The organism is Streptomyces sp. NPDC017246 (genome assembly GCF_044331325.1).
In the GTDB taxonomy this organism is placed as follows: domain Bacteria; phylum Actinomycetota; class Actinomycetes; order Streptomycetales; family Streptomycetaceae; genus Streptomyces.
In genome coordinates, this window is sequence record NZ_JBIRMW010000011.1 from 278097 (window position 1) to 305051 (window position 26955).

A 26955-nucleotide genomic window follows, 5' to 3' on the forward strand; every position below is an offset into this window, starting at 1 on the left:
GGAATCCGGACATTCCGAACACATCGCTCTCGGGGGTGAACCGGGGGCGCGCCCGGGTCCGACGTGAGACGGACCCCGTCCCCTACGGGGTGGACATGAGGGAAATCCGCTCGCCTCCGCCCCCGCTCCGGAGTTACACTCGCCAGCTTCCCCGCCTCCCTCCGTGGAGAGCCGCCGCCCGGTCGGTAATCGGCGGCCACCTCGACGTGTCCGTGTATCCGCGTATCCGCGCATTCGCCCCGGAGGCTCCACCGTGTCCGTGTCCGTGTCCGCGCCCGTGCCCGCCTCCGACGATCCGCTCGCGCGCGAACGCGCCCATCTGACCTCGTCCCGCGCCGCCCTGCGCGCGATGCGCGAGGACGTGGAGGCGCTCGACATCAAGGACGTCACCGCGAACTGGGTCAACGCGGTGGTGCTGGGCCGGCAGATCGAGGACCGCATCAAGGCGCTCGCCGATCTGTCCCACACCCCGCTGTTCTTCGGGCGGCTCGACTATCTGCACACCACGCAGGAGGGGCAGCGCTTCTACATCGGCCGCCGGCACGTGCACGACGCCGGCGGCGACCCGATGGTGATCGACTGGCGTGCGCCGGTCTCGCAGCCGTACTACCAGGCGTCGAAGAAGGACCCGCAGGACGTCGGCCTGCGCCGTCGCTTCGGCTACACGGGCGGCGAGCTCACCGCCTACGAGGACGAGCACCTCTCCGACCCGCAGGAGCTGGAGCGGACGAGCAGGCTGCTCCAGGCGGAGATCGAGCGGCCGCGCGTCGGTCCGATGCGGGACATCGTCGCCACGATCCAGCCGGAGCAGGACGGGATCGTCCGCTCCGACCTGTCGGGGACGGTGTGTGTGCAGGGAGGGCCCGGCACCGGCAAGACGGCCGTCGGCCTGCACCGTGTCGCCTACCTCCTGTACGCGCACCGGGAGCGGCTCGCCCGTACGGGGACGCTGGTCGTCGGACCGAACCGGTCCTTCCTCCACTACATCGAGCAAGTGCTGCCCGCGCTCGGCGAGTTGGAGGTCAAGCAGGCGACGGTCGACGATCTCGTCGGCGGCCGGGTCGAGGTGCGGGGGACGGACGGGGCCGCGACCGCCGTCGTCAAGGGCGACGCCCGGATGGCGGAGCTGCTGCGGCGGGCGGTGCGTTCGCACGTGGCGCTGCCGAAGGAGTCCCTCATGGTGGTGCGCGGTTCGCGCCGCTGGCGGGTGCCCGCGCACGAACTGGAGGAGATCGTCCAGGAGTTGATCGACCGCGACATCCGGTACGGGGCCGCCCGCGAGGCCCTTCCGCAGCGCATCGCGCACGCGGTCCTGGTCCGGATGGAGCAGGCGGGCGAGGCGCCCGACGACCGGGTGCAGAACGCGGTCGCGCGGAACACCGCGGTGAAGGCCGTCGTGAAGGAGTGCTGGCCGCCGGTGGAGCCCGCGAAGCTGGTGCTCCGGCTGCTGGGCGACGCGGAGTTCCTGGCGGAGCACGCCGAGGGGCTGTTCACCGAGGACGAGCAGAAGCTGCTGCTGTGGGCGAAGCCCGCCCGGAGCGTGAAGACGGCGAAGTGGTCGGCGGCGGACGCGGTCCTCGTCGACGAGGCGCAGGACCTGGTGGAGCGGACGCATTCGCTCGGCCATGTCGTCCTCGACGAGGCGCAGGACCTGTCCCCGATGCAGTACCGGGCGGTGGGCCGGCGCTGCACGACCGGCTCGGCGACGATCCTCGGCGACCTGGCGCAGGGGACCACCCCGTGGGCGACGACGAGCTGGGCGGAGGCGCTCGGGCACCTCGGGAAGCCGGAGGCGGTGGTGGAGGAGCTGACCGCCGGTTTCCGTGTGCCGCGTGAGGTGATCGCCTACGCCTCGCGACTCCTGCCGCACATGTCGCCGGGGCTCGCCGCGGTGGAGTCGGTGCGTGAGAATCCCGGGTCGCTGGACGTCCGGCACACGGACGCCCTGGACCGGGACGTCGTCGCGGCCTGTGTCGAGGCACTGGCCCACGAGGGCTCCATCGGGCTGATCGCCGCCGACGCGCGGATCGCGCCGCTCGCGGAGGCGCTGACGGCCGCCGGCCTCGCGTACCTCTCCCCCGGCGAGGAGACGACGGCCGAGTCCCGGCTGACGCTGGTCCCGGCCTCGCTGGCGAAGGGTCTGGAGTACGACTACGTGGTCCTGGACGAGCCGGCGGCGGTCGTCGACGGCGAACCCGACGAACGCACCGGCCTGCGGCGTCTGTACGTGGCACTGACCCGTGCCGTGTCCGGCCTCGCCGTTCTTCACTCCGCGCCGATCCCGGCGCAGCTGGCCCAGGCGTGAGCCGCGCCGGGGCCCTGCATCACGTCGAGGTGTGGGTCGGCGACCTCGCCGTGGCCGAGGCGAGCTTCGGCTGGCTCCTCGGCGCCCTCGGTTACCGGCCCTTCCAGCGCTGGGAGGGTGGTCGCAGCTGGGCGCTCGACTCCCTGTACCTCGTCGTCGAGCAGTCCCCGGCCCGTACGTCGGACCGGCACGACCGGCTCCGGCCCGGCCTGAACCACCTGGCCTTCCACGCCGCCTACCTGGAGAACGCCGACGGGTTCGAGGTGGAGCTCGTCGCCGCCACGGAGAAAGATCCCGACGAGCGATGAGTTTCTTCGCGAGCCTCGGTCTATAGGTTGTATTCGCCGCTGAGCGCCAGTGCTGAGCGGCCGTCAAGAACCTCACGGGAGAACCCAGATGCGCACGCTCATCAGCACCGCCTTCGTCTCGCTCGACGGTGTCGTGGAGGCCCCCGGCGGCGAGCCCGGTTACCGGAACTCGGGCTGGACCTTCAAGGAGATGGAGTTCGTTCCGGAGGCGTACGCCCTCAAGGGCCAGGAGCAGCAGGACGCCACCGCGATGCTGCTCGGCCGGGCCAGCTACGAGGCGTTCAGCGCTGTCTGGCCGGGCATGGAGGACTTCGCCCGCTACAAGACGCTGCCGAAGTACGTGGTGTCCACGACGCTCACCGAGGACGACCTGGTCGACAACTGGGGCGAGATCACGATCCTGCGCTCGCTCGACGAGGTCGCCGCGCTGAAGGAGACCGAGGGCGGTCCGATCATCATGCACGGCAGCGCCTCGCTGAACCGGGCGCTGTCGGACGCCGGTCTGATCGACCGGTACAACCTGCTCGTCTTCCCGCTGCTCCTCGGCGCGGGCAAGCGGCTCTTCAGCGAGACGGACAAGGACACGCAGAAGCTGAAGCTCGTCGAGCACGAGGCGTACGCCAACGGCATCCAGAAGAACGTGTTCGACGTCGTCCGCTAGAGCGTGCGCGACTCCGCGTACTCCGCCAGCGCCTCGGTGCGGGTGCGGCGGGCGACGGCCGCGAGCACCGGGTTCGTGTCGCGGTAGTAGGCCTCGGTGACCAGGCCCCAGGCCAGGGCCCAGCCCCGCCCGCGCGCCCAGGTCGCGTCGTCGACGCGCGCCGCCTCGCGGAAGAGCGGCCGGGTGCCGGCGGTGAACAGGGTCCAGGCGGGCATCATGTCGCAGGCCGGGTCGCCCGTACCGACGCCGCCGAAGTCGATGACCGCGCTGAGGCGGCCCCCGCGGCCGAGCAGATTGCCCGGCAGCAGGTCGCCGTGGATCCAGACGGGCGCGCCCTCCCACCGCGGGAGCCGCAGGACGGCCTCCCAGGAGGCGGTCGCGAGCTCCGCGTCGACCAGGCCCTCGGCGCCCAGGGCGCGGATCGCGGCCGGCAGGTTGCCGTTCTCCCACGCGGTGACCGGGCCGCCCCGGAACGAGGCGGGCCCCTCGCTCGCGTCGATGGTGCGCAGGGCGGTGCCGAAGCGGCCCAGCTCGACGGCCGCGTGGGCGAGGTCGGTGAGCGGGGCGTTGTACGCGTCGTCCCCGTCGAGCCAGCGGTAGACGGACCAGGGCAGCGGGAAGTCGGGGCTCGCCCCGGCCTGCCCCACCGGGACCGGGACGTCCAGCGGCAGGTGCGGGCCGAGCCGGGGCAGCCAGCGCTGTTCCTTCTCGACGTGGCGGGCCGCGTACGGGACGCGGGGCAGCCGGACGACGAGGTCGTCGCCGAGCCGGAACATCGCGTTGTCCGTGCCCGCCGAGGCCACGGCCCGGACCGGCAGGGCCGCCCATGCGGGGAACCGCCCGGCGACGAGCCCTTCGACGAGCGCGGTGTCGATGTCGAGTTCGCCGGGTTGCATCGGGGTGGCTGCCATACCGGGGAGGCTAACGACCGGGCCTCGCCCGGGGCCAGGCGTTTTCCCGGGCGGGCGTTTCCCGGGCGGGAGCGCCGGGCGGGAGCCCCGGGCGGGCGGGAGCGGTTTCCGGTCCCGCCGCCGGAACTCCTACGCGTCGACCGCCTCGCGCCACGTACGGACCGCGTCCGCCGAGACCGGGGCCGCCCAGCCCTGGGGACGGGCCGCGCCGCCGATGTGGAAGGCGTCGAGGCCGGCCGCGCGCAGTCCGGGGAGGTGGTCGAGGCGCAGGCCGCCGCCGACGAGGATCCGCGCCTCGTAGCCGGGCTCGCCCGCGCGGGCGGCCTCGGCCTCGAGGGTGGCCAGGCCGTCGTCGACGCCGGTTGCGGCGCCGGCCGTCAGGTAGGTGTCGAGGCCGGGCAGGTCGGCGAGCCGCTTGCGCAGCCCGTCGCGGTCGGCGGCGCGGTCGATGGCCCGGTGGAAGGTCCAGCGGGCGCCGTCGAGGACGGCGATGAGCCGCTCGACGGCCACCAGGTCGGGCTCGGCGTCGGGGGTGAGGAAGCCGAGGACGAACTCGTCGGCGCCCGCCGCGCGCAGTTCCAGGGCGCGTCCGACCAGGGCGTCGACGTCGCCGGCCGCGAATCCGTCGGCGAGGCGGAGCATCACCCGCAGCGGGATGTCGACGGCGGCGCGGATGGCGGAGAAGCCTGCCAGGGACGGGGTGAGTCCGTCCGCCGCCATGTCGGTGACGAGTTCGAGCCGGTCGGCTCCACCGGTCTGGGCAGCGACCGCGTCTTCCTCGTCGAGGGCGATCACCTCAAGGACTGCACGGTTGCTCATCGAGCCCATTCCTCCATGAATGACGGCTATAGGTCTAGTCCAATGACCAGCCTAGCCGTGCGCGTGCCCTCCCGCATCGTGCGTGGCCTCACCAGCTGCGGGAACAGGCGCCTCGGAGTTGTTTCCGGCCGCTCCCGCGCCACCCGTGGTGACCGTGAAGGCCGCCGTGCGCACCTTGCCCTGGTGCTGGAAGTCGAGGAACAGACGGTACGTGCCCGAGCTGGGCGCCGTCGCCGTGAAGGAGACGTCGGGGCCGGGGCCGCCCTCGTTCGGGTGCACGTGGAGGTAGGCGAGGTCGCCGTCGCGCAGGGCCACGAGGTGACCGTACGCCCCGAGGTAGGGCTCCAGGTCGGTGACGGGCTTTCCGCCCTTGGTGACGGTGAGTCGCAGTTCGCCGGCCTTGCCGGGGTTCAGGGTGCCGCCGAGGCGGACCTGGTAGCCGTCGACGGTGGAGGTCGGCGCGACGGCGGGCAGCGGCTTCGGCGCGTACGCCCCCGGTACGGAGAGGTCGACACCGAGGGTGATGCCCTTGGCGCCGGGCGCGGCGGGCTTGAAGTCGGCGAAGGCCTTGTAGCCCCCGGCGGCCGGCAGGTCGACGGGGGTCGTCCAGGTGCCGTCGGCCGCCTTCACGGGGTGCAGGTGACGGAAGGTGTTGAGGTCGCGCGAGGCGACGATGAAGTGCAGCTCCTTGCCGTGCTCGGTGGTGAAGGCGGTGACCTTCCGGCCGTCGGCGTCCTTGACCGAGAACTTCAGGACGCTCTTTCCGGCGGTGGGGACGGGGGTCTCCATGGCCAGGGTGTAGCCGCCCTCGGAGACCTGGAGGCCGCCGGGGATCTCGGCGGCGGGGGCGTTCCCCTCGGTGGCGCCCTCCTCGTGGCCGGCGTGCGCGCCCCCCTCGTCCTTCTTCTCCGGCTGGGCGGCCGCGTGGTCGCCGTGCCCGGCCTTCGCCGGCTCCTCGACGGGGCCGACCCCCTTGCCGACCCCGTACGCGGTCCCGAAGGTCGCGGCGAGCGCGGCGGCAAAGGCAGTGATCTTCACTCCGGTGTTCATGGCTGCTCTCCCGTACGTGTGGGTGGCGTGGGTACCGTTCGATGCACCTCACCATACCCCTGGGGGGTATCAAGTCAAGTCGGGGAACTGCTTGCGCGGGATACGGGCGGGGGGTATACATGGACTCACAACCGAATACCCCCCGAGGGTATCCGGCCAGAGGGAAACCACAGTGGAACCGACCGAGGAGGAAGCCATGGGCTCCTGCTGCACCCCCGACAACAGCTGCTCGACCACGGAGACCACCGCCGTCGCGGTCGCCGACAGCACCGTCACGGTCTACGCCGTCACCGGCATGACCTGCGGACACTGCAAGACCGCGATCACCAAGTCCGTCGGCGCGCTCGACGGCGTCCTCTCGGTGGACGTCGACGTCGCCGGCGGCCTGGTGACCGTGACCACGGGCGGCGCGCCCGACGACGCGGCGATCACCGCGGCGGTCGACGACGCGGGCTACGAGCTCACCGGCCGCGCCTGATCCGCCGCCGGGCCGACCGCACCCACCGGCGTCCCCCGTCCCGGTACCCACGGTCCGCCCGGCCCGGCGACCACCGCCCGCACCACCCCGGCCGCCGGGGCCCGCCCGCGAGACCGGGCCCCGGCCCCCGACCCCGTACTCACGAGGAAGCAGTCTCATGACAACGACGACACCCGGCACGGCCCAGGTCGAGCTCGCCATCGGCGGCATGACCTGCGCCTCGTGTGCGGCGCGCATCGAGAAGAAGCTCAACCGGATGGACGGGGTCGAGGCCACCGTCAACTACGCGACCGAGAAGGCGAAGGTCACCTTCGACGCCGACATCGACGTCGCCGCGCTCATCGCCACCGTCGAGGCCACCGGCTACACCGCCGCCGAGCCCGCGCCCCCGAAGTCCGAGGCCCCGGGCGCCGAAGGCCCCTCCGACGAGGAGAAGGCCGAGGAGGAACTGCGGCCCCTCAAGCAGCGGCTGATCACCGCCGTGTCGCTGGCCGTGCCGGTCATCGCGATGGCGATGGTCCCGGCCCTCCAGATCGAGTACTGGCAGTGGCTGAGCCTCACGCTCGCCGCGCCGGTCGTCGTGTACGCGGCCTGGCCGTTCCACCGGGCCGCCTGGACGAACGCCAGGCACGGCGCCGCCACCATGGACACCCTGATCTCGGTCGGCACGATCGCCGCGTTCCTGTGGTCCCTGTGGGCGCTGTTCTTCGGGACCGCCGGCACGCCCGGCATGACCCACCCCTTCGAGTTCACCATCGCCCGCACCGACGGCGCCGGGAACATCTACCTGGAGGCCGCGGCCGGCGTCACCGCCTTCATCCTCGCGGGCCGCTACTTCGAGGCCCGCTCGAAGCGCAAGGCCGGCGCCGCGCTCAAGGCGCTGATGCAGCTGGGCGCCAAGGAGGTCACCGTCCTGCGGGGCGGCCAGGAGGTCACCGTACCGACCGCCGATCTCCAGGTCGGGATGCGCTTCCTGGTCCGTCCGGGCGAGAAGATCGCCACCGACGGCACCGTCGTCGAGGGCTCCTCCGCCGTCGACGCCTCCATGCTCACCGGCGAGTCCGTGCCGGTCGAGGTCTCCGTCGGCGACTCCGTCACCGGCGCCACCCTGAACGCCGGCGGCCGGCTCGTCGTCGAGGCCACCCGCGTCGGCTCCGACACCCAGCTCGCCCGCATGGCCAAGCTCGTCGAGGACGCGCAGAACGGCAAGGCCGCCGCCCAGCGCCTCGCCGACAAGATCTCCGCGGTCTTCGTCCCGATCGTCATCGCCCTCGCGCTGGGCACGCTCGGCTTCTGGCTCGGCACCGGACAGGGCCTCACCGCCGCGTTCACCGCCGCCGTCGCCGTCCTCATCATCGCCTGCCCCTGCGCCCTGGGCCTGGCCACCCCGACCGCCCTCATGGTCGGCACCGGCCGCGGCGCGCAGCTCGGCATCCTCATCAAGGGCCCCGAGGTCCTGGAGACCACCCGCAAGGTCGACACGATCGTCCTGGACAAGACCGGCACCGTCACCACCGGCCGCATGACCCTCATCAAGGTCCACACCGCCGGGGGCGTCGCCGAGAAGGACGTCCTGCGGCTCGCGGGCGCCCTGGAGCACTCCTCCGAGCACCCCATCGCCCAGGCCGTCGCCACCGGCGCCGCCTCCAGGGTGGGCACGCTGCCCACCCCCGAGGACTTCGCCAACATCCCCGGTCTCGGTGTGCAGGGAATCGTCGAAGGACACGCCGTCCTGGTCGGCCGCGAGAAGCTCCTCGACGAGTGGGCCATGGCGCTCCCGGCGGACCTCAAGTCCGCCAAGGACACGGCCGAGAAGGCCGGCAAGACCGCCATCGCCGTGGCGTGGGACGGTGAGGCCCGCGCGGTCCTGGAGGTCGCCGACGCGGTCAAGGAGACCAGCGCCGAGGCCATCCGGCGGCTCCGCGGGCTCGGTCTGACCCCGATCCTCCTCACCGGTGACAACAAGGCGGTCGCCGAGGCCGTCGCCGCCGAGGTCGGCATCGACGAGGTCATCGCCGAGGTCATGCCGCAGGACAAGGTCGACGTCGTCAAGAGGCTGCAGGCCGAGGGCCGTTCGGTCGCCATGGTCGGCGACGGCGTCAACGACGCCGCCGCGCTCGCCCAGGCCGACCTGGGCCTGGCGATGGGCACCGGCACGGACGCCGCCATCGAGGCCGGTGACCTGACCCTCGTCCGCGGGGACCTGCGGGCCGCCGCCGACGCCATCCGACTCTCCCGCAAGACGCTCGGCACGATCCGCTCGAACCTGTTCTGGGCCTTCGCCTACAACGTGGCTGCCCTGCCGCTGGCCGCGGCCGGACTGCTCAACCCGATGATCGCGGGCGCGGCCATGGCCTTCTCCTCGGTCTTCGTGGTCGGCAACAGCCTGCGGCTGCGGGGCTTCCAGGCCGCCGACCGCTGACACGACCTCCCTTCCCCGCCGAATCCCCGAGGAGCCCGTCGTGGCCGGTTACGGACAGCACAAGGAAGACATCATCAGACGCCTGCGCCGCATCGAGGGCCAGGTCAGGGGGGTGCAGCGGATGGTCGACGAGGACGTCTACTGCATCGACGTCCTCACCCAGGTCTCCGCGATCAACGCGGCCCTCCAGTCCTGCGCGGTGGCCCTGCTCGACGAGCACCTGAGCTGCTGCGTCACGGAGGCCATCGCGCAGGGCGGGGACCAGGCGAAGGAGAAGGTGGGCGAGGCGTCGAAGGCCATCGCCCGGCTGATCCGGACCTGACCGGGTGACGTGACGGACTATCGCGGCGGTATCAACCGCCCTTGCGCGAGGAACAGTCGGCGGACAGCGTGAGACTCAGCCGGAGACAGAGGCCGAGCAGCTGCCGGAGGAGCACCAGCTCCACCGATCCGGGCGGACCGGAGCCGCAGACTGTCGCGCAGGGGCGGTTCTTCATGAGGCCGTTCATGAGGGGCGACATCCTGCCACCGTACCCCTGGGGGGTATACCTGGGCGAGGAGACCGGCCCGTACGATGAGCCGCCCGTAGGGGGAGGGGATGCACGTGCGCCGGCTGGGAGAGCTGGAGGCCGAGATCATGGACCGACTGTGGGCCTGGCAGCGGCCCGCCACGGTCCGCGAGATCGTCGACGACATCAACCGCGGCCGCCGCGTCGCCTACACGACCGTGATGACGGTCGCGGACATCCTGCACCGCAAGGGCTGGCTCCGCCGCGAGAAGGCCGGCCGGGCCTGGCTGTACGAGCCCGTCCGCAGCCGCGAGGAGTACACCGCGGGACTCATGCGGGACGCCCTCGGCGACAGCCAGGACCGCCCCGCCGCACTCCTGCGCTTCGTCGAGGTCATCTCGGACGAGGACATGGACGCCCTCGACGCCGCCCTGCGCGCCGCCCGCGCCGACCAGGACCCGCACCCCGGCGGCGGGAGCGGCGCGTGAACCACCACGTCCTCGTCCCGGCCGGACTCGTCGCCCTCACCGGCTTCCTGGTGCCCTGGCTGGTGGCCAGGGCGCACTGGGCCCAGCAGGTGCCCCGGCTCGCCCTCGGCGTCTGGGCCGCGTGCGGCGCCGTCTTCGCCGCCGCGACCGCCCTGCTGCCCGCCCAGATGGTCATGTCGGGCGAGAGCAGCCACCACCTGGCGGACATGCTGCTCACGCTGCGCCTGCCCACGGTCGGGCAGATCCTCCACCTCGACGGCCGCGAGCGGTTCGCCCTCTCCCTCTCCCTCGCCGTGCTGTCGGTGCCCGCCGTCGCCTTCGTCCGCCGACTGGTCAGGGCGCGGCGGGTGCGGGTGCGGCACGCGGGGGTGCTGCGTCTCGTCGGGCGGTACGACCCCGCCCTGCGGGCCACGGTCCTCGACGACGAACGCCCCGCCGTCTACTGCCTGCCCGGCCGCTCGCGCCGGGTCGTCGTCTCCTCGGGCGCGGTGCACGCCCTCACCCCGGACCAGCTCGCGGCGGCCCTCGCGCACGAGCGGGCGCACATCGCGGGGCGGCACCATCTGCTGGTCGCGGCGACGGAGGCCTTCTCGGCCGTCTTCCCGCGCCTCCCGCTCGCACGGTACGGCGGGGCCGCCGTACCGCTGCTGCTGGAGATGGCGGCGGACGACCGGGCGTTGCGCCGATGTACGCGGGACGCGCTGGCCACCGCGCTGTACGCGCTCGCCTCGGGTCGGGCGCCCCGGTCCGCCTTCGCGGCGGGCGGTCCGTCGGCGGCGCTGCGGATGCGGCGCATCCTCACCCCGTACAGCGCGGGACACCCCGTTCTGCGCGGTCTGCTGACCATCGCGTCCGCCGGACTCGCGATGGCGCCGCTGATCGTCGCCTGCTGTTCCTTCCCCGGATAATTTACTCGCTTCAACGACCGGCCTGCCGAACAGCCTTATTTACTAAGCGAATTCGTAGATTTCGCATCGGTCACGGCCCACTGAATTCCCGGCTATTGTGGGTATGTTGGGGGATCGGGCTCGGCACGTCGAAGGGTACAGAACCGATGCAGCTGGCTGGCGTTCGAACGGCCGCGGCCGGTGATGCGACGACGATATCCAGGCTGCTCGCCGACGTCATTCGGAGCAGCTACGCGGGAATCCTGGACGAAATCCCGATGCGGCGACTGATCTCCGCACAATGCGCACTCCCCCGCATACGCGCGGAAATTGAAATTCCGGGCGGCGCGCCCGGCTGGCTCGGCTGGCTCGTCGCGACCGACACGGAGGGCGTGGTCGTCGGCGCCGCCGCGGGCGGCGTCCCGGTCCCGGGCGAGGGCGAGGTGTACGCCCTGGCCGTGGCGGCCGGCTCCCGCCGCCGGGGCGTGGGTACGGCCCTGATCGCGGCGGCCACGGACCGGATGCGGAACTACGGGGCCAGGGACCAGCGGGTGGAGCTCCCGGCGGAGACGGACCCGGCGCTTCCCTTCTACACCCACCTGGGCTTCACCTCCCTCTCCCCCCGCCGGTTCAGCCGAACGCTCGTCTGAGAGACCGAACTTCAGGGCGTGGCAGATCCACGCCATCGCGTGTTCACGCAGCCCGATCCGGTGGATCGGGGCTCCCTCCCCAGGTCAGGATGGGTCCAGCGGCGCGGTCCCGGCGGCACGGGTACCTCGTCCGGACGGCATGGACCGAGCGAGCCCCTGGAGGAGCGATGCACACACCGAGCGGCACTTCCCTGCCCGTCGTGCCCGCAGCGCTCGCTCCGGTCCTGCCGTCCCGATACGGCCGGGAGCAGGAGCCCGCCCCCGGGGCCGGCGTCCGGGTCACCCCGGACACCCTTCCCGGGCTCGAGTCCGTCTCCCCCGCCGACGAGAGCTCCGTCTGGCTGCACGACGCCCTGCTCGGCCCGCACAGCGCGGACATCGTCCGGTACCTCAGCCTCGCCCGCTCCACCGGCGGACCCGTTCTGGACCTCGGCTCCGGCGCGGGACGGCTCGCCGTCCCGTTCGCCCGGCACGGCTTCGCCGTGGAAGCCGTGGACCGGGACGCCTCGGCCCTGGAGCGCCTCGAAGGCTGGGCCCGCCGGATCGGTCCGCAGGTGGCCGGGCTCGTCGTCCCCCATCGGACGGACCTCACCGAGCTGCGGCTCGAAGGCAGCTACCGGCTCGCGCTGCTCGCGGGCGCCATGGTCACCGCCGTACCCCCGGCACGGCGGCCCGCGCTGCTGCGGGAGATCGCCTCCCATCTGGAGACGGGCGGGGCGCTCGCCCTGGACTACACGGCGCACCAGCTGCCGGGCCTCATCGAGGAACCGCGGCGGACCTGGGCGTTCCAGGTGCCCCGCTTCGACGGCATCGACGAGTGGGTGGTGGCCCGGCAGGTCTTCGACCTGCCGTCGATGAGCGAGCGGATCACCTACTACGCGGCCAGGACCGGGAAGCTCTCCACGGAGCGGGTCGTGCTGACCACCGACAAGTGGATCGTGGACCCCGAGCGGCTCGCGGCGGAGCTGCACTCCGCGGGCCTGCACATCGAGGGCCGGCGGCGGCACCGGATCGACGAGCGGACCGAGTCCGTCCTGCTCGTGTGCAGGGCGGACGACTGACGGACGGCCTCCGAGCACCTGACGAGGTCGAACAAGCACACCTGACGAGGTTGACGAGCAAGAGGTAAGATGCCCACAAAAGTTTGAGCCGACCAGGTGGCGGGCGGAGAAGATGGCAGTCGTGGAAGAGCTGACGGGCCGCGAGGCGGTGATCCAGCGTCTGCGCGATGTCGGGCTGCGGGTCACGGGCCCGCGCCTGGAGGTGCTCACGGTGCTCGCCGCCGGCGGCCATCTCGACGTCGAGGCGATCACCACGACCGCCCGCGAGCGGCTCGGCACGCTGACCAGCCAGGCCGTGTACGAGATGCTGCGGCACTTCCAGGAGACGGGTCTGGTCAGCAAGTTCGACCGGCCCGGCCTGCCCGCGGTCTTCGAGGTCTCGGGACCGGCGCACCAGCACGCGCTGTGCACGGTGTGCGGCCGGGTGGAGAACGTCACGGCCGTCGCGCCCGCGCCGCCGAAGGGCGCCCTGTCGGAGTGGCGGGTCGAGGACGCGGAGGTCGTCTTCAAGGGCCTGTGCCCCGACTGCCGGGCGAGCGTCCCCGCCGCCTGACGGCCGTTCAACTCCGTGCGTGTCGTTCGAATGTGTGGCAGGGTCTAGCGGGGCGATTCAACAGGGTCCGCGTGGATCCGAGGGGAGTCTGCTGCGCCGTGTCCAGAAACGCCGCCGTGTCCCGTGTGGGCAGCGAGCAGGCTCTCGCCGTCTACCAGGAGCTCCGCGCCCGCCCCGACAGCACCTTCGACGAGGCCACGGACCGCCTGGAGCTCTCCTCCGAGGAGCGGGAGCGCTGTCGCGAGGAACTCGCCTCCTTAGGACTCACCGCCCCGCAGGCCCCCCGGGACCGAGCGGAATCGGACACTCCCCCCGGCACCGGAGCCCGGATCGTCGTCGACCCCGATGTCGCCCTGCTGCGGCTGCTGCGCCGGGAGCGCGACCGGCTCCAGGACCGGCTCGCCGCGACCAGCCGCGCGCACACCGCGCTCGAAGCCCTCGCCGGACCGTTCCTGCGCGCCGGGGCCGCCCCCCGCTCCGAGGTCGAGGTGGAGATCGTCACCGACCCGCAGCGGGTGCTGCGGGAGCTGACGGAGCTCACGGAGTCCGTCCGTACCGCCGTCCACGTCATGCACACCGGCTCGGTGCGCCGTGAGGACATGGCCGCCGAGCTGGAGCGGGACCGCTCCCGGGCCGCCCGCGGGGTGCGGGTCCGCGCCATGTACAGCCGCCGGGTCGGCACCGTGCCCGAGATGACCCAGCACCTGAAGGACCGGGCCGCGCTCGGCGTGGAGCTGCGGCTCTCCCCCGTCGTCCCGATGAACATGGTCCTCGCCGACGAGAACTTCGCCCTGCTGCCGACCGACCCGCACGAACCGGACTCGCCCACCATCCTGGCCCGCGGTCCCGGCCTGGTCCGCTCGTACCTCGCGCTGTACGAGTACTGCTGGCAGGCGGCCTCCCGGTACGGGGAGGAGCCCGGCGAGGGCGGCGGCGACGGCCTGTCCGACCAGCAGCGGGCCGCGCTGCACATGCTGGCCTCCGGGATCAAGGACGAGCAGATCGCGCGCAGTCTCGGGGTCTCGCTCCGGACGGTCAGCCGGCTGCTCTCGGAGGTCATGCAGGAGCTGGGGGCGGCGAGCCGCTTCGAGGCCGGCGTGAAGGCGGCCCGGCTCGGCCTGCTCGACGGCGAGGGATCCGAACACGGGGTCTAGTCCAAGGAGTTCCGGTGCGACACGGTAGGTGCAGGCGCTGCGAGCACGGATACCCGTACCGAGACCAGTACGGGTACGGGCATTGCACGACGGACTCCCGCCGAGCCGTATGACAAGGTGAGGGCGGGGCGACTCGGAGAATGAGGGGGGTCACTTCGCCATGGTCACTGCGGGCGACGGCATCGGGGACGGCGCGACCGAGGTCCTGCTGGCCGTGTACCAGGAGCTGCGCCGCCGGGGCGTCTCGGACTTCGAGGAGGTCCGCAGGGACCTCGGGCTCGCGCCGGACGAGTACGAGCGATGTCGTGGCGAACTGCTCACCCTGGGCCTCATCGTGCCGACCGGTCAGGCGCATGCCACCGTCGCCGCCGTACAGGACGGAAGCTGGCGCTCCGAGACGGACACGGTGGCGGCGATCGACCCGGAGATCGCGCTGCTCCGCCTGCTGGAGCGGGAGCGGGAGCGGCTGCGGGAGCATCTGGCCGAGGCGGACGAGGCGTACAGCACGCTGGAGATCCTCGCCGGTTCCTATCTGCGGGCCGAGGCGCTGACCCGGGCGGAGGCGCACGTCGAGGCGCTGACCGACTACCGCAGGATCCAGCAGGCCATCGAGGACATCACCGATGTGATGCAGGAGAGTTCCGCCTCGCTGCATCCGGGGACGCCGGGGCGGCAGAACCCGGACCGGATGCTCGACCGGGACCGGCGGCAGATCGCCAACGGGGTGCGGGTGCGGGCCATCTACGGCCGGCAGGAGGCCACGGACCCGGACATGGAGAAGTTCCTGGGGCAGCGGGCGGAGCTGGGGGTGGAGATCCGGCTCGCCCCGGTCGTGCCGATGAACCTGATCATCGCCGACCAGCAGTTCGCCCTGGTGCCGATCCGCCCGGAGGAGCCCGGCGAGGGCGCGATCCTGGCGCGGGGCAGGGCTCTCGTACGGCCGTATCTGAGCCTGTACGAGCACTGCTGGCACACGGCGACGCCGTACGGCAACGAGGCGACGGCGGAGGCCGGGGGCGACGGCCTCTCGGAGCAGCAGCGGGCGGCGCTGCACATGCTGGCCTCGGGGATGAAGGACGAGCGGATCGCCCGGACGCTCGGGGTGTCGCTGCGGACGGTCAGCCGGATGATCTCGGAGCTGATGCAGGAGCTGGGGGCGACGAGCCGTTTCGAGGCGGGGGCCCGCGCGGTGCGGCTCGGCTGGCTGGACTGACCTGCCGGCAGCGGGAATTCGGGCGGTCTGCGGCGGTGCGGGAAACAGCGCGAGGCCCCACAATCGTGGCAGCGATTGCGGGGCCGGGCGGCGGGGAATTCCCCGGGCCGTGCGTTCCGGGTGAATTTCCCGAGGGATTGCGTCAGTTGGTGGGGGTGGGCTTCGGCGGAACGACCGGCCAGCCGTTGTCCTCGGAAACGCCGGCAATGGTCTGCGGGGTGACCGGCCCGCTGTCGGAGGCGACGGCGAAGGCGGCGCCGCCCGCGACGACGGTACACGCCGCCGCGGCGACCAGGAGCTGACGGGCGGCCTTGCGGAAACCGGCGTTCTGCGCAACAGACATGATTCCTCCAGGACTTGGAATGTGAATTCCGCCTTCCGGGGGCCCGTGCCGCCGGGCGTTCCCTGAAGACATCTCCATTCTGTCCGGGCCCTCGAATCGAATCCAGGGATCGTCTCTGCGTGGACCCGCCATGGCGTGGATGCGTCAATCCGCCTTCTCCACAACGGAATTAACCGATCCGGAGCTCCCCATATCTTTGGTCGAACCAAAAGAGGTGCTAGACTTGTGCTACGGCCTTCTCGTTCCTCCAGGAGAGAGGGGCCGCCGGGGCAGGGGCGTGCCGCCGCCCCTGCCCCACCACCCCCGGGAAGACCGGCCGGCGCGTCTCCGCGAGCGCCCCCCGGTACACCTCGACGGTCTCGGCGGCCGACGCACGCCAGCTCATCCCCCGCGCATGGCGCACCGCCGCCCTCCCCATGTTCTCCACCACCTCCGGGTGCGCCGCCAGCAGGCGGAGCCTGCTCGCGTACTCCACCGGGTCGTGACCGTGCACCAGAAGCCCCGTCACCCCGTCCCACACCGCCGTCGGCAGTCCGCCCACCGCCGCCGCGAGCACCGGAGTCCCACAGGCCTGCGCCTCCAGGGCCACCAGCCCGAAGGACTCGCTGCGCGAAGGCACCACGAGGACGTCCGCCGCCCGGTACCAGTCCGCGAGCCGCTCCTGCGGCACGGGCGGGCAGGACCGCAGCACATCGGTCACCCCCAGCTCCCCGGCCAGCCGCCAGGCCGTCCCCTCACGGGTCGCGCCCGAGTGCCCGCCGACCACCGGCACCAGGAGCCTCCGGCGCAGCTCAGGGGACTCGCGCAGCAGCTCGGCGACCGCCCGCACCAGCACGTCCGGGCCCTTCAACGGCTGTATGCGGCCCGCGTACAGCGGCACGAACGCGTCCGCCGGAAGCCCGAGCCGGGCCCGCGCCGCCGCCCGGCCGTCCCCGGGATGAAAGGTCCGCAGATCGACCCCCGGACGCACGACCCGGGTCCGCTCCCCCTCCGCCCCGTACAGCGCCCGCAGCGCCTCCGCCTCGTCGGCCGTGTTCGCGATCAGCCGGTCGGCCGCGGCCACCACCTGGTGCTCGCCCCGCACCCGGAGCTCCGGCTCGGGGGTGTCACCCGCGGCGAGCGAGGCGTTCTTCACCCGGGCCAGGGTGTGGGCGGTGTGCACCAGGGGGATCCGCCAGCCCACCGAGGCGATCCGGCCGGCCTGCCCGGAGAGCCAGTAGTGCGAGTGGACCAGGTCGTAGCGCCGCTCCTCCTTGAGCAGCGCCAGCGAGAACGGCACCACCAGATCGGGCATGGCCTCCTTGGGCAGTGCCCGGCGCGGCCCCGCGTGCAGATGCCGGACCCGGACACCGGGAGCGAGCTCGACCAGCGGGGGCAGGCCCTCGTCCCCGCAGCGGGTGAACAGATCGACCTCCGTGCCCTGTTCGGCCAGGGCGCGGGAGAGCTCGACCATGTAGACGTTCATCCCGCCGGCGTCCCCCGTCCCGGGCTGGTGGAGCGGGGAGGTGTGGACGCTGAGCATGGCGACGCGCAGGGACACGTGGGACTCCTGAGGAGTGGGGGGCCACGTGCCCCTGCGCGTCGCTCGCGCGCGCACGGTCACGCGGCAGGGGTGGGAACTCGGGCACTTACGGGCTACTCGCTCACTCGCCTGCTTGCTCGCTCGCCTACTTGGCTACTGGGATACTTAGTTGCTTAGTAGTGAGGGTCAGAACCCGAAGACCGGCCCCGACGGAGGCGCCAGGCGGGTCCCCGGCAGCGGGGCCGAGAGGGCCTGCCAGTCGACCGGACGGCCCGGCGTCGCCCGGAGCGCCGCCGCGAGCCGGTCGGCCCCCTCCGGCATCACCGGCCGCGCCCACGCCGACAGCGCCGAAGCCACCGCCAACTGGGCCGCCAGCGCGGGGAGATGACGGCAGGAGGTACTGGGCCGGCACCGCTCGTGGGCGTTGACATGACCGAAGTCGGCCGCCGAGCGGACCATCTCGTCCAGGACGGCCACCGCACGGCGCGGGTCGAAGGCGTCCGGGCCGTACGCCTCCCGCAGATCGTCCACGCCCCGGTGCAGCCGCCGCTCCAGGATCTCCCAGCCGGTGCCGCCGGGCAGCGCCTGCGGGGCGAGCCCGTCGCACTCCTCCCGTACGGCGGCGAAGAGCCGGGACAGCCAGCTGTTCCAGTTCTCGTCCAGCTCCCGCCGGGCCGCGGCGAGCCGCTCCCGCCGGAAGACCGTGCGGCGGCCGAGCGGGCGGGCCTGGAGGACATGGCGGCGCAGGGTGTCGGAGCCGTACTCGGTGAGCAGGTCGAGCGCCCAGACGTTGCCCTCCTGGACGCCCTCCTCGATCACGTACGACTCGTTCACGTTGAAGTCCTGCGGCAGCTTGATGTCCTGCGCGAGGAGCAGCACCGGCAGCAGCACGGCATGGCAGAAGGCGTGCCCGAAACCGCAGAAGTGGATCGCGCGGCGGGGCAGCGGGCCCTTCACGTCGTAGCCGAAGAGGTGCATCGCGGCCGCCTCGAAGCAGCCGTCGATCCGGTGGTCCGGGAAGCCCTCGACGGGCACCGGAAGGCCCCACTCGGCGGGATGGCTCACCGCGATGTCCGGCAGACCGTCCTCGACCAGCGACTCGCACAGCGCCGCCAGCCGCGGCGGCAGACCCGCCGTCGCCCAGTAGTCGGCGAGCGTCTCCCGGAACGGCTCCAGGGGGACGTAGAGCCGCCGGCAACGGCGGGCCACCGCCGGGGTGTCGCAGAGCGCGCAGCGGGCGGCGATGAGGTCGCCGCCGTCGTTCGGACGGGCGCACTCGTGGCACATGCCGCCGTCGCTGACCGCGCCGCAGTGCGGGCAGGTGCCGGTCGCGTGCGCCCCGTGCAGCCAGCGGTCGCAGGGCTCGCAGTACGGCAGCAGACGGGTCCGCGGGGCGATCACCCCCTGCGCGAAGAGCCGCCCGAACAGGTCCTGCACCCAGCGTCCGTACCCCTTGTCGCGGCGCGGGCGCACGATGTGGTCGAACTCCACGCCCGAGCGCAGCCAGTCCGCGGTGATCGCGGCCCGGTAGCCCTCCGCGACCTCCTCGGGCTTGCGGTTGTGGCGCAGCGCCCGGACCTCGACCGAGCTGGCGTGATCGGCGGTACCGGTGGTGAACCGGACCGCCTCGCCCTCGGCGCGCAGATAGCGGGTGAGGACGTCGGCGGCGACGTACGGCCCGGCGAGATGGCCGATGTGGAGTTCGCCGTGGGTGGCGGGAGGGGTCGCGGTGATCCAGACAGGGGTGCTCATGTGGGACCTCCTTGACGCTGTGGTGCGGTGGCTTCAGCGGTCGCGTACGGCGGAGCGCTGTCGGCGCAGGGCGATCAGCGGGGTCGAAGTGGGGAGACCGTCGGCCGGCCGGTCAGCGGGGCTCGAAGTGGAAGGAGCGGATGAAGCAGTCACGGGGCTGCTCGACGGCGTAGACGACGCATTCGAAAAGGGCCTGCGTGGTCAGCTTCTCGTCGGGCGCCATTCCGTCCGGATTCGTTCCGTCCCATTCCGCGAACCGCGGATCGGAGGTCGAGAAGTCGGGCGGAAAGAGGGAGAAGACGCGCACCCCGGAGGGCCGCAGCCGGCGCGAGAGGATGTCGGCGAATCCGGCCTGGGCGCTCTTCGCCGCCCAGAAGGCCTCGTGGGCGGCGCCCGCGGCCGCCGCGGAGGCGCCCTCGGCGTCGCGGACGGCCACCATGTTGACGATGTCGGGCCGCAGCGAGCCGCGCAGCAGCGGCAGGAAGTGCTTCACCATGAGGACCGTGCCGCCGGCCGTCGACTCGATCGTCTCCACGATCTCCGCGTCGCTGGCCGCCTCCAGGTCCATGCCGTCGAGCCAGCGGGCGCCGTTGTTCACCAACAGGTCGACCCGGTCCGTGCGTTCGCCCACGCGGGCGGCGAACTCCCGGATCTCGGCCGGCTTGCTGAGGTCGCAGCCGAAGGCGTGGATACGGTCACGGGCCGAGCCCATGACCTCGGTACGGGTGCGTTCGGCGGCCTCGACCGTACGGGCCGAGACATAGACCTCGGCGCCGAGATGGGCGAATCCGACGGCGAGCGCACGACCGAAATAACGGGACGCCCCGGTCACGACGACACGCAGATTCTCGAATTTCATGTGTGTCTGCTCTCCCCACGGATACCGATTGCCGGTCCATTTCAGCGTGGCAGAGGAAGCGGACTCCGGCCCTGGTGAGAGGGGTGCGCATTCACGCCGTTGCGTGGATACGCCACGGCAGTTCGAGCCTTTCCAGCACGTCGGCGCGCTTGTGGTGGACGCGGACGCGGTCGGGCGCGGCGGAGACGGTCACCGTACCGCCGGGGGTCCGGACCTCGCCGCGCACGGGCGGCACGACGGTCCCGTCGAGCGTTCCGGCGGCGGCGAGGGCGGCGGCCCCGGTGAGGGCGAGCCGGGGGTGCCAGCCGCCGACGGTGAGGGCGCGGACCGCGATCCCGTCGGGCCCGGAGGTGAAGGCCGCGATCTTCGGGAGGGCGGAGTGCGGCGGATAGCCGAGGAGCCGGGCGGCGGCGGCCCGGAGGGAGAGCAGCCGCTCCTGGAGCCCCTCGCCGGGCAGGTGCCGGTCGTCGACGAAGACGTACGGATTGCCGTACCGGACGAGGGAGACGGGGATGCCGTCGAGGACGTCGAGGGGACGGCCGGTGGGAAGGGTGCCGGGGGCGTTCGGGGCCTTGAGGAAGCTGAGCGTGTACGCGGCCGTGCCGGCGTGGGGTTCGCAGAGCACGGTGTCACCGGTGGTCACGGCCCGGACGGTGACGGGGCCGGGGCCGGTCCTGGTGCCGGTGCGGGTGTCGGTGCCGGTGTGGGTGTGGGTGTCGGTGGCGGTGGCGGTGCCGGTGGCGGTGCGGGCGTCGGTGGCGGTGCGGGCGTCGGCGACGACGCAGGCGAGGAGGGAATGGCCGCAGCCGGTACGGAAGTCGAAACCGCCGCCGGGGAGGGCCTGGACGAAGCGGTAGTCGAGATCGACGCCCGGATGGGGCGATCTCCCGTACAGGGCGATCTTGTTGAGGTCCGGATACGGGCCCAGGGCGAGCGCCCGGCGCAGCCGCGCCAGCTCCCCGCCGAGGGCGAGCGCCCCGGGCGGAAGCTGATCGAGCCGGAGCACGAGGGTGGGACCGGGGGCGTCGTGGGCCCGGACCACGGTGGCGACGGCCGTGGGGACGGGCACGGGACCGGGAGGTCCCGGGGGGTCAGGCCGCACAGCCCACCGGGATCCGCATGCCCTGGACGACCTCCGTCCACAGTTCGTGGACCGCCAGGGCCCAGAGCGCCTGGGCGTCGTGGTGCGAGGGGCGCTCCAAATGGCGTGCCAGGAGCTTCTGGACGCGGTCCGCGCGGACCTTCCCGCCGAGGACCAGCCGGGCCGGGGAGAGGAGCTCCCTGACCGTGTCCAGGAGCGGGCTGCCGGGCGCGATCATCGCCGCGATCGGCAGGGTGAAGGGCTGTTTGGGCCGGCGCAGGACCGCCGGGGGGAGCAGCTCCGCGCCCGCCTCGTACAGGGCCCGCTTCCCCGTGCGCGCGGCCGTCGGCAGCGCCCGCGCGTGGGTCACGACGGAGGGCTGGCAGAAGGGCATCCGCGCCTCGACGGCCCACGCCATGGAGAGGTGGTCGACGCGCCGCAGGTGGTACGCGGGGAGCCGCCAGCGCGTCTCGAAGGCGGTCATCGCGGTGAGCCGGTCCTCGCCGACGGCCTCCGCGGAGCGCAGCTCCTGTTCGATGCGGTCGGCGGCGGAGCCCTGGTCGGCGATGTGGGCGCGGTAGTTGGCGGTGTAGAGGTGTTCGCGCAGGAGCCGGGGGGCGGCCGAGAGGGAGTCGGCGTAGGCGCCGGCCCAGTCGCTGCCTGCGGGGGCGGCGAGCGCGGCGCGCATCCGGTCGTACCCGCCGAAGAGTTCGTCGGCGCCGTCGCCGGTGAGGGCGACGGTGAAGCCGTTCTCGCGGACGGCGCGGAAGAGCGCGTAGGTGGAGAGGGTGATGGGGTCGGCGTTGGGCTGGCCGAGGTGGCGGACGGTCCGGGTGAGGAGGGAGCTCAGCTCGTCGGGGTCGACGGAGACCTCGTGGTGCACGGTCCGGGTCCGGCGGGCGACGGAACGGGCGTACGCGGCCTCGGAGTCGGGCCACCGCCCCCGGTAGGTGAGGTGGAAGGTGTGGAGCGGCGGCGCGTCGGTCTCGCGGGCGTGTTCGGCCGCGAGTGCGGTGACGAGCCCGGAGTCGAGGCCGCCGCTGGTGATGGCGCAGACGGGCACCTCGGCCTCGGCGAGCCGGCGCACCTCGTGCCGCAGGACGTCCTGGGTGTCGCCGACGGGGGCGGCCCGGTGGGGGCCGCGGCGGCGTACGAGGGGTGCGGTGCCGGGCCGTACGAGCGCGGTGGCGCCGGGCGGCAGGACACCGACCCCGTCGAGCGCGGTGTGGGTGGCGAAGGAGGTACGGGTGGCGAGGAGGGTGTCGAGGGCGTCCTCGCGCGGGGAGATCCGTACGCCCTCGAAGGCGAGCAGGGCGGGGATCTCGGAGGCGAAGCGGGTGGAGCCGTCGTACGGGTCGTGGTGCAGGTGGATCGGCTTCATGCCCATGTCGTCGACGGCGAGGACGAGCCGGGTGCTGCCGGGGCGCAGGTCGAGGATCGCGACGGCGAACATGCCGTCGAGGTGTTCGGCGAAGGCGGGGCCGTACTCGGCGTAGAGCGCGGGGAGCAGGGTGCCGTCGCAGCGGTCGGGGAAGCGGTGGCCCCGGGCGGCGAGGGTCCGGCGCAGTTCGGCGTGGTTGTAGAGCTCGCCGTTGAGCACGGCGAGGATGCCGGGGAGGTGCGGCAGCCGGTAGGGCTGCTGCCCGCCGCAGGGATCGGTCACGGCGAGGCGGTCGCAGCCGAGGGCCCAGCCGGGCCCGCTGAGGACCTGGTGTTCGTCGGGTCCGCCGTGGCGCTGGCGGGCGGAGACCGCCGCGAGCTGGGCCGGCTCGGGGCGGTCCGCGCCGGTCGCCGCCCCGGCGGCGAAGGAGCCGAAAATCCTGCACATACCGGTCACCCTCCAAGCACGTCACCTGTCACACCCAATGATTTGAATCTACCAAGTTTTTGAATGGCGCGTAAGTGCCATGTCCAGTTCACGCCACGAACCGGCCTTGCGACGCCCCCCGCACCCCAACAGGCTGACCCCATGGAGGACTTCGACCACACCGACCGCACCGCCCCCGCGTCGCTGCTCGTCGTGGCCGCACACCCGGACGACATCGAGTTCTGCGTCAGCGGCACCGTCATGCAGTGGATCGAACGCGGCACCCGCGTCACGTACTGCATCGTCACGGACGGCGGCGCCGGCGGTTACGACGAACAGCTCCCCCGCCAGGCCATGGCGGACCTGCGCCGCGCCGAACAGGTCCACTCCGCCAAACTCAGCGGAGTCGCCGACGTCCGCTTCCTCGGCTACCCCGACAGCTTCGTGGAAGCCTCGGTGGAACTCCGCCGCGACCTGTGCCGGGTCATCCGCGAAGTACGCCCGCAGCGCGCGATCATCCCCTCCCCCGAGATCAACTGGGCCCGGGTCGCCGACCTCCACCCCGACCACCGCGCGGTCGGCGACGCCTGCCTGCGCGCGGTCTACCCCGAGGCCCGCAACCCCTTCGCCCACGCCTCCCTCCTGAAGGAGGAGGGCCTGGAGCCGTGGACCGTCCACGAACTGTGGCTGATGACCGGACCCACCCCCAACCAGTACGTGGACGTCACCTCCGTCTTCGACCGCAAGGTCCAGGCACTGCGCATCCACACCTCCCAGACCGCCCACTTCGACGACCTCGCCGGTCTCCTCCGCACCTGGCTCGGCGAGCACGCCCAGGCCGGCGGACTGCCGGCGGGCCGGATGGCGGAGGCGTTCCAGGTCGTGCACATCGACTGAGCGGAGGGGGCGGGCACCACGGGAACGGCACCGGCCGGGGCCCGCCGTGTCGGCGGACCCCGGCCGGACGGCCCGGCGCCGCGCCGCCGGGGGCGACGGACACCGGGCCGACGGGGTGGTCAGCAGGCGCCGAGGTCCTGCCAGACGCCCCACTGGCCGGTGGTGCCGGGCTCCTCGCCCGTCGTCCACCACTTGGCCTTCCAGGTGTGGCCCTTGTGCGAGACCTGCTGGCCGCCGGTGTAGACGGCCGAGGTGACCCACGGGGCCGCCGTGCACGCGGTGGTGCCGCCGGTGACGGTCAGCGTGAGCACCGCCGCGTGACCCGCCGAGGGGCTCGCTCCGTTGACCACGATCTGGTAGGTGCCCGAGACCGCGGCCGTCGTGGTGTTCACCGTGAGGGTCGAGGAACCCCCGGTCGTCACCGAGGCGGGGCTGAGCGAGGCGGTGACACCGGCGGGCAGTCCGCCGACCGTGAGGTTCACCGTCTGGGCCGAACCGGCGGTGACCGCCGTCTTCACCGTGGCCGTGGTGGAGGAGCCCGCCGTGACGGTGGCGGACGCCGGCGTCGCGGTCACCGAGAAGTCGTCGGCCGGTGCGGTGGTGCCGCTGGTGAACGGCGCGAAGACGTGCGAGAAGTCCCAGGTGTTCTGCTGGATGCCGGAGCAGTTGTCCGCGGCGGCGCCGCCGGGGCAGCTTCCGTTGTCCCGCTGGAGCGCCCAGAAGGAGAGCATGTTGATGCCCTTGGAGACCGCCCAGTCGTAGACCGTACGGGCGTTGGCGAGGGTGAAGGTCTCGGCGGGACCGAAGTCGTCGACGCCGATCATCTCGGTGATGCCGATCATGCCCCAGAGCTGGGCGGGGGTCTTGGCGGGGTAGAGCTTGGCGAGCTGGTCGTAGAGGCCCTGGGCGGCGGTCTTGGTGTCCGCGGCCATGTCGTGGGCGGCGTTGTCGTAGTAGTCGAAGGTCATGAGGTTGACGACATCGACCCGCGCGCCGTTGGTCACGGCGTTCTTGAGCACGGCGAGCCCGCTCGCGGCGAGACCGTGGGTGGTCGTCGGGAGGGTGTACGAGATCTGGATCTTGCGACCGTTGGCGGCGGCCCAGTCCTGGACGAGCTTGATGGCCTTGTTGCGGCGGTCGATGCCGGCGGTGTTGTCGAGCGCGTCGACCTCGATGTCCATGTCGAGCCGGGTGACGTCGTAGGTCGTGATGACCTTCTCGTAGACGGCCGCGATCTGGCTGACGTCGGTGCAGCTGTCGGCGATCTCGGTGCCGGTGGTGTCGGCCGCGTACCCGCCGAAGGAGGGGATGACGTCGCCGCCGCGGGACTGGATGGTCTTGATGTCGGCGCCGAACGAGGCCGGGTCGACCGGCGTCCCGGTGTCGCCGTTCCAGTACGCGGTGCACGAGCCCTTCGCCGCCGTCTGGAGGAAGGCCATCGTCAGGTGCTTGGCCCCCGACTGGGCACTGAGGGCGGCCGGGCTCTCCCCGGTCCAGGCCTCGAAGTACGGGGCGAAGACGTGCTCGGGAAGCGGCGTCGCCGCCTGGGCGGGGGCGGTGGCGGTCGCCGCGAGGCCCAGGGCGGCCACGGCGGTCGCCGCGGCCGTGAGGGCGGTGCGGAGGGACCGTACGCGTCTCATCATGGCAATCCAATGATTGTGTGTGGGGGCGGGGTGTGCGCCAACACCGTTGGGGCGCACGGCATTTGCCATACGGAAACCCCGTCGTCCCGGCCGCGTCAATGACTTGGGCAGCGCTTGAACAAAACATGGACTAGACCAATTCGCGCGGTCGTTGCGTGGTGCATCCAGTGAAGGTGGGCGCGTACTGGCCCGATGCGCGCGAACGGACGGATTGGTCCAATGAGCCACGCCGACGACGCCCCGCGCGCACCCGGCCCGGCCGACACGCGACGGCGGACGGACTGCCGCCGGGACGGACGGCCGAGCCGCCCCGGATCGCGCACATCGACCGCACATCGACCGGAGACCGCCCTTGTGGGCCCACGGGGTGCGTGGAAACGTGAGTGGGACACGTGGGGGCGCGTGCGACCAACACGCGCGTGACGAGGGGGAGTTCGCGCCGTGGGCGACTATGTTTCGGACCTTTACCAGGCCCTGATCGACCAGCTGCTCGCACAGCCGGAGGCCGAGCAGGAGCCCTACTACTCCACGGCGGAGAGCCTCCGCGCCTTCGCCGACGCGATCTGGAACGACGCGGGCGACGCGAACGCGCACATCCAGCGCCTTCTGTCGTCCGGCCGCGGGGAGGCGATGGACGCGCTCGCCGGGCACTGGAACAAGATCATGCACCAGGACGTCCGCTCCGTCTCGGACGCCGCGGCGATCACGTCCCAGGCGGCGACCGCGATCGCCGACACCCTCGCCACCGCCAAGGCGGAAGTCGTCCAGGTCGCCGCCACCTGCGCCGTGACCACCACCGCAGAGCTCGTCGGCGGGGCACTGGTCTTCGGCGCGGCCGACGACGTGGTCGCCACCAACATCGCGGTGGCCCAGACCTCGGCACGGACCGTCACCACCAGGTGCGGTCAGCAGATCGTCGGCGTACTGAGCCGCCTCCAGCGGGATCCGGCCGTCGCCGGCCTCGACGGCGTCGCCACCGATCTCGCCGGGGCCGTCGGAGACCGGGGAGCCGGGGCCGGCGCGGGCACGGGCCGCGCCCGGGGCAGCCTCGTCCCGGACGCCGCGCGGGACGCGGGCCAGGGCGTCAAGGTCGACCACGCCGAGCACGAGCGGGCGGCCGGACGGCTCCGGGAGGTCTCCACCCAGCTCCTCGGGACGACCGGCGGCGCTCTGCGCACGGCCACCGCCGCGCATGCCACCGCCGCGGCCGGCGGGTCCCTCGCCGCGTCGGTCGCCCCGACGCTCGACACGGTCCTGGACAACCTGTCCAAGGCCACGACGGCCTTCGGCGACCACCTCGGCGGCACGCTTCCCGACCTGATCCTCCGGATGTCCGAGGACCAGCAGGCCACGGACGACACCAACAGGAAGCACCTCGCGCAGCTGGACTAGCCGGACGGCTCGGCGGGCGGGACGGCTCGACCGGCCGCATCGACCGACCTGCCGGACAGCCCGGCGGGCCGGACGGCCGGGGCGGGGGGGCCCGCCCCGGGGGGGGGGGCCCCGCCCCGGGGCCCCGCCCCCCCGGGGCCCCCCCGCCCCCCGGGCGGGGGGGGGGGGCCCCGCCGCCGGGGGGGCCCCG

At 72.8% G+C, this 26955-nt stretch carries 26 protein-coding genes; 15 read left to right on the forward strand and 11 right to left on the reverse strand.

All coding sequences use genetic code 11. The annotated features are described in order from the left end of the window. Nucleotides 1-253: 253 nt before the first annotated feature. From ACH4MY_RS25705 to ACH4MY_RS25715, 3 genes are all read left to right on the forward strand, one after another. Nucleotides 254-2305: a HelD family protein gene (locus tag ACH4MY_RS25705; protein ID WP_398006061.1), complete on the forward strand. Its 2052-nt coding sequence runs from the start codon at nt 254-256 to the stop codon at nt 2303-2305. After that, nucleotides 2302-2613 (forward strand): VOC family protein, encoded by a 312-nt coding sequence (locus ACH4MY_RS25710; protein ID WP_398006062.1) that lies wholly within the window; start codon nt 2302-2304, stop codon nt 2611-2613. Before ACH4MY_RS25705 ends, ACH4MY_RS25710 begins: the two co-directional genes overlap by 4 nt. An 88-nt stretch (nt 2614-2701) precedes the next feature. Further along, nucleotides 2702-3274: a dihydrofolate reductase family protein gene (locus tag ACH4MY_RS25715; RefSeq protein WP_398006063.1), complete on the forward strand. Its 573-nt coding sequence runs from the start codon at nt 2702-2704 to the stop codon at nt 3272-3274. Here the strand turns inward: ACH4MY_RS25715 and ACH4MY_RS25720 are convergent. The 3 genes from ACH4MY_RS25720 to ACH4MY_RS25730 form a co-directional block, all read right to left on the reverse strand. Continuing rightward, entirely contained in the window at nt 3271-4185 is a 915-nt protein-coding gene (locus ACH4MY_RS25720; RefSeq protein WP_398006064.1) for an aminoglycoside phosphotransferase family protein, read from the reverse strand. The two genes, ACH4MY_RS25715 and ACH4MY_RS25720, sit on opposite strands and share 4 nt — an antisense overlap. A gap of 129 nt (nt 4186-4314) precedes the next feature. Next, nucleotides 4315-5004, reverse strand: a complete 690-nt coding sequence (locus ACH4MY_RS25725) for a copper homeostasis protein CutC (protein WP_398006065.1) — start codon at nt 5002-5004, stop codon at nt 4315-4317. Nucleotides 5005-5055: 51 nt separating this feature from the next. Next, a complete protein-coding gene (locus tag ACH4MY_RS25730) occupies nt 5056-6054 on the reverse strand; it encodes a hypothetical protein (RefSeq protein WP_398006066.1) in 999 nt (332 codons plus the stop codon). 196 nt (nt 6055-6250) lie between these two features. On the opposite strand from ACH4MY_RS25730, the gene ACH4MY_RS25735 reads away from it, so the two are divergent. From ACH4MY_RS25735 to ACH4MY_RS25745, 3 genes are all read left to right on the forward strand, one after another. After that, nucleotides 6251-6532: a heavy-metal-associated domain-containing protein gene (locus ACH4MY_RS25735; RefSeq protein ID WP_398006094.1), complete on the forward strand. Its 282-nt coding sequence runs from the start codon at nt 6251-6253 to the stop codon at nt 6530-6532. 157 nt (nt 6533-6689) lie between these two features. Continuing rightward, a complete protein-coding gene (locus ACH4MY_RS25740; RefSeq protein ID WP_398006067.1) occupies nt 6690-8954 on the forward strand; it encodes a heavy metal translocating P-type ATPase in 2265 nt (754 codons plus the stop codon). Between the two features lie 40 nt (nt 8955-8994). Then, the gene (locus ACH4MY_RS25745) at nt 8995-9276 is read left to right on the forward strand and encodes a metal-sensitive transcriptional regulator (RefSeq protein ID WP_189834861.1); all 282 of its coding nucleotides are present in this window, start codon (nt 8995-8997) and stop codon (nt 9274-9276) included. 31 nt (nt 9277-9307) lie between these two features. On the opposite strand, the gene ACH4MY_RS25750 is transcribed toward ACH4MY_RS25745, so the two are convergent. Then, nucleotides 9308-9475 (reverse strand): hypothetical protein, encoded by a 168-nt coding sequence (locus ACH4MY_RS25750; protein WP_398006068.1) that lies wholly within the window; start codon nt 9473-9475, stop codon nt 9308-9310. Between the two features lie 83 nt (nt 9476-9558). Here ACH4MY_RS25750 and ACH4MY_RS25755 point away from each other — a divergent pair, with 83 nt between their 5' ends. The 7 genes from ACH4MY_RS25755 to ACH4MY_RS25785 all read left to right on the forward strand — a co-directional run bounded on the left by ACH4MY_RS25755 (nt 9559) and on the right by ACH4MY_RS25785 (nt 15469). After that, complete coding sequence (locus tag ACH4MY_RS25755; protein WP_398006069.1) at nt 9559-9951, forward strand: BlaI/MecI/CopY family transcriptional regulator; 393 nt, start codon at nt 9559-9561, stop codon at nt 9949-9951. Beyond that, nucleotides 9948-10859, forward strand: coding sequence for a M56 family metallopeptidase (locus tag ACH4MY_RS25760; RefSeq protein ID WP_398006070.1), 912 nt, complete (start codon nt 9948-9950; stop codon nt 10857-10859). The genes ACH4MY_RS25755 and ACH4MY_RS25760 overlap by 4 nt, the downstream gene beginning before the upstream one ends. Before the next feature lie 257 nt (nt 10860-11116). Then, a complete protein-coding gene (locus ACH4MY_RS25765; protein WP_398006071.1) occupies nt 11117-11488 on the forward strand; it encodes a GNAT family N-acetyltransferase in 372 nt (123 codons plus the stop codon). 167 nt (nt 11489-11655) lie between these two features. Continuing rightward, the gene (locus tag ACH4MY_RS25770; RefSeq protein ID WP_398006072.1) at nt 11656-12549 is read left to right on the forward strand and encodes an SAM-dependent methyltransferase; all 894 of its coding nucleotides are present in this window, start codon (nt 11656-11658) and stop codon (nt 12547-12549) included. Nucleotides 12550-12661: 112 nt separating this feature from the next. Next, nucleotides 12662-13102 carry a Fur family transcriptional regulator gene (locus tag ACH4MY_RS25775; protein WP_398006073.1) on the forward strand — a complete coding sequence of 147 codons (441 nt, stop codon included), beginning with the start codon at nt 12662-12664 and terminating at the stop codon, nt 13100-13102. 98 nt (nt 13103-13200) lie between these two features. After that, nucleotides 13201-14256 carry a LuxR C-terminal-related transcriptional regulator gene (locus ACH4MY_RS25780; RefSeq protein ID WP_398006074.1) on the forward strand — a complete coding sequence of 352 codons (1056 nt, stop codon included), beginning with the start codon at nt 13201-13203 and terminating at the stop codon, nt 14254-14256. A 160-nt stretch (nt 14257-14416) separates the two neighbouring features. Continuing rightward, complete coding sequence (locus ACH4MY_RS25785) at nt 14417-15469, forward strand: LuxR C-terminal-related transcriptional regulator (RefSeq protein ID WP_398006075.1); 1053 nt, start codon at nt 14417-14419, stop codon at nt 15467-15469. 142 nt (nt 15470-15611) lie between these two features. Here ACH4MY_RS25785 and ACH4MY_RS25790 read toward each other — a convergent pair whose 3' ends face one another. The 6 genes from ACH4MY_RS25790 to asnB form a co-directional block, all read right to left on the reverse strand. Then, nucleotides 15612-15812, reverse strand: coding sequence for a hypothetical protein (locus ACH4MY_RS25790; RefSeq protein ID WP_398006076.1), 201 nt, complete (start codon nt 15810-15812; stop codon nt 15612-15614). 217 nt (nt 15813-16029) lie between these two features. After that, nucleotides 16030-17334: a D-inositol-3-phosphate glycosyltransferase gene (gene mshA / locus ACH4MY_RS25795; protein ID WP_398006095.1), complete on the reverse strand. Its 1305-nt coding sequence runs from the start codon at nt 17332-17334 to the stop codon at nt 16030-16032. 186 nt (nt 17335-17520) lie between these two features. After that, nucleotides 17521-19086 carry a class I tRNA ligase family protein gene (locus ACH4MY_RS25800; protein ID WP_398006077.1) on the reverse strand — a complete coding sequence of 522 codons (1566 nt, stop codon included), beginning with the start codon at nt 19084-19086 and terminating at the stop codon, nt 17521-17523. Nucleotides 19087-19198: 112 nt separating this feature from the next. Beyond that, on the reverse strand, nt 19199-19945 hold the full coding sequence (locus ACH4MY_RS25805; RefSeq protein ID WP_398006078.1) for an SDR family oxidoreductase: 747 nt from the start codon (nt 19943-19945) through the stop codon (nt 19199-19201). A gap of 91 nt (nt 19946-20036) precedes the next feature. Then, the gene (locus ACH4MY_RS25810) at nt 20037-21014 is read right to left on the reverse strand and encodes a hypothetical protein (protein ID WP_398006079.1); all 978 of its coding nucleotides are present in this window, start codon (nt 21012-21014) and stop codon (nt 20037-20039) included. Nucleotides 21015-21036: 22 nt separating this feature from the next. Further along, complete coding sequence (gene asnB / locus ACH4MY_RS25815) at nt 21037-22854, reverse strand: asparagine synthase (glutamine-hydrolyzing) (protein WP_398006080.1); 1818 nt, start codon at nt 22852-22854, stop codon at nt 21037-21039. A gap of 141 nt (nt 22855-22995) precedes the next feature. On the opposite strand from asnB, the gene ACH4MY_RS25820 reads away from it, so the two are divergent. Then, the gene (locus ACH4MY_RS25820; protein ID WP_398006081.1) at nt 22996-23730 is read left to right on the forward strand and encodes a PIG-L deacetylase family protein; all 735 of its coding nucleotides are present in this window, start codon (nt 22996-22998) and stop codon (nt 23728-23730) included. 119 nt (nt 23731-23849) lie between these two features. Here the strand turns inward: ACH4MY_RS25820 and ACH4MY_RS25825 are convergent, their stop codons facing one another. Further along, nucleotides 23850-25370, reverse strand: a complete 1521-nt coding sequence (locus tag ACH4MY_RS25825; protein ID WP_398006082.1) for a chitinase — start codon at nt 25368-25370, stop codon at nt 23850-23852. A 444-nt stretch (nt 25371-25814) separates the two neighbouring features. Between ACH4MY_RS25825 and ACH4MY_RS25830 the strand changes: the two genes are divergently transcribed. Beyond that, nucleotides 25815-26765 (forward strand): hypothetical protein, encoded by a 951-nt coding sequence (locus ACH4MY_RS25830; protein ID WP_398006083.1) that lies wholly within the window; start codon nt 25815-25817, stop codon nt 26763-26765. The last annotated feature ends 190 nt before the right edge of the window (nt 26766-26955 follow it).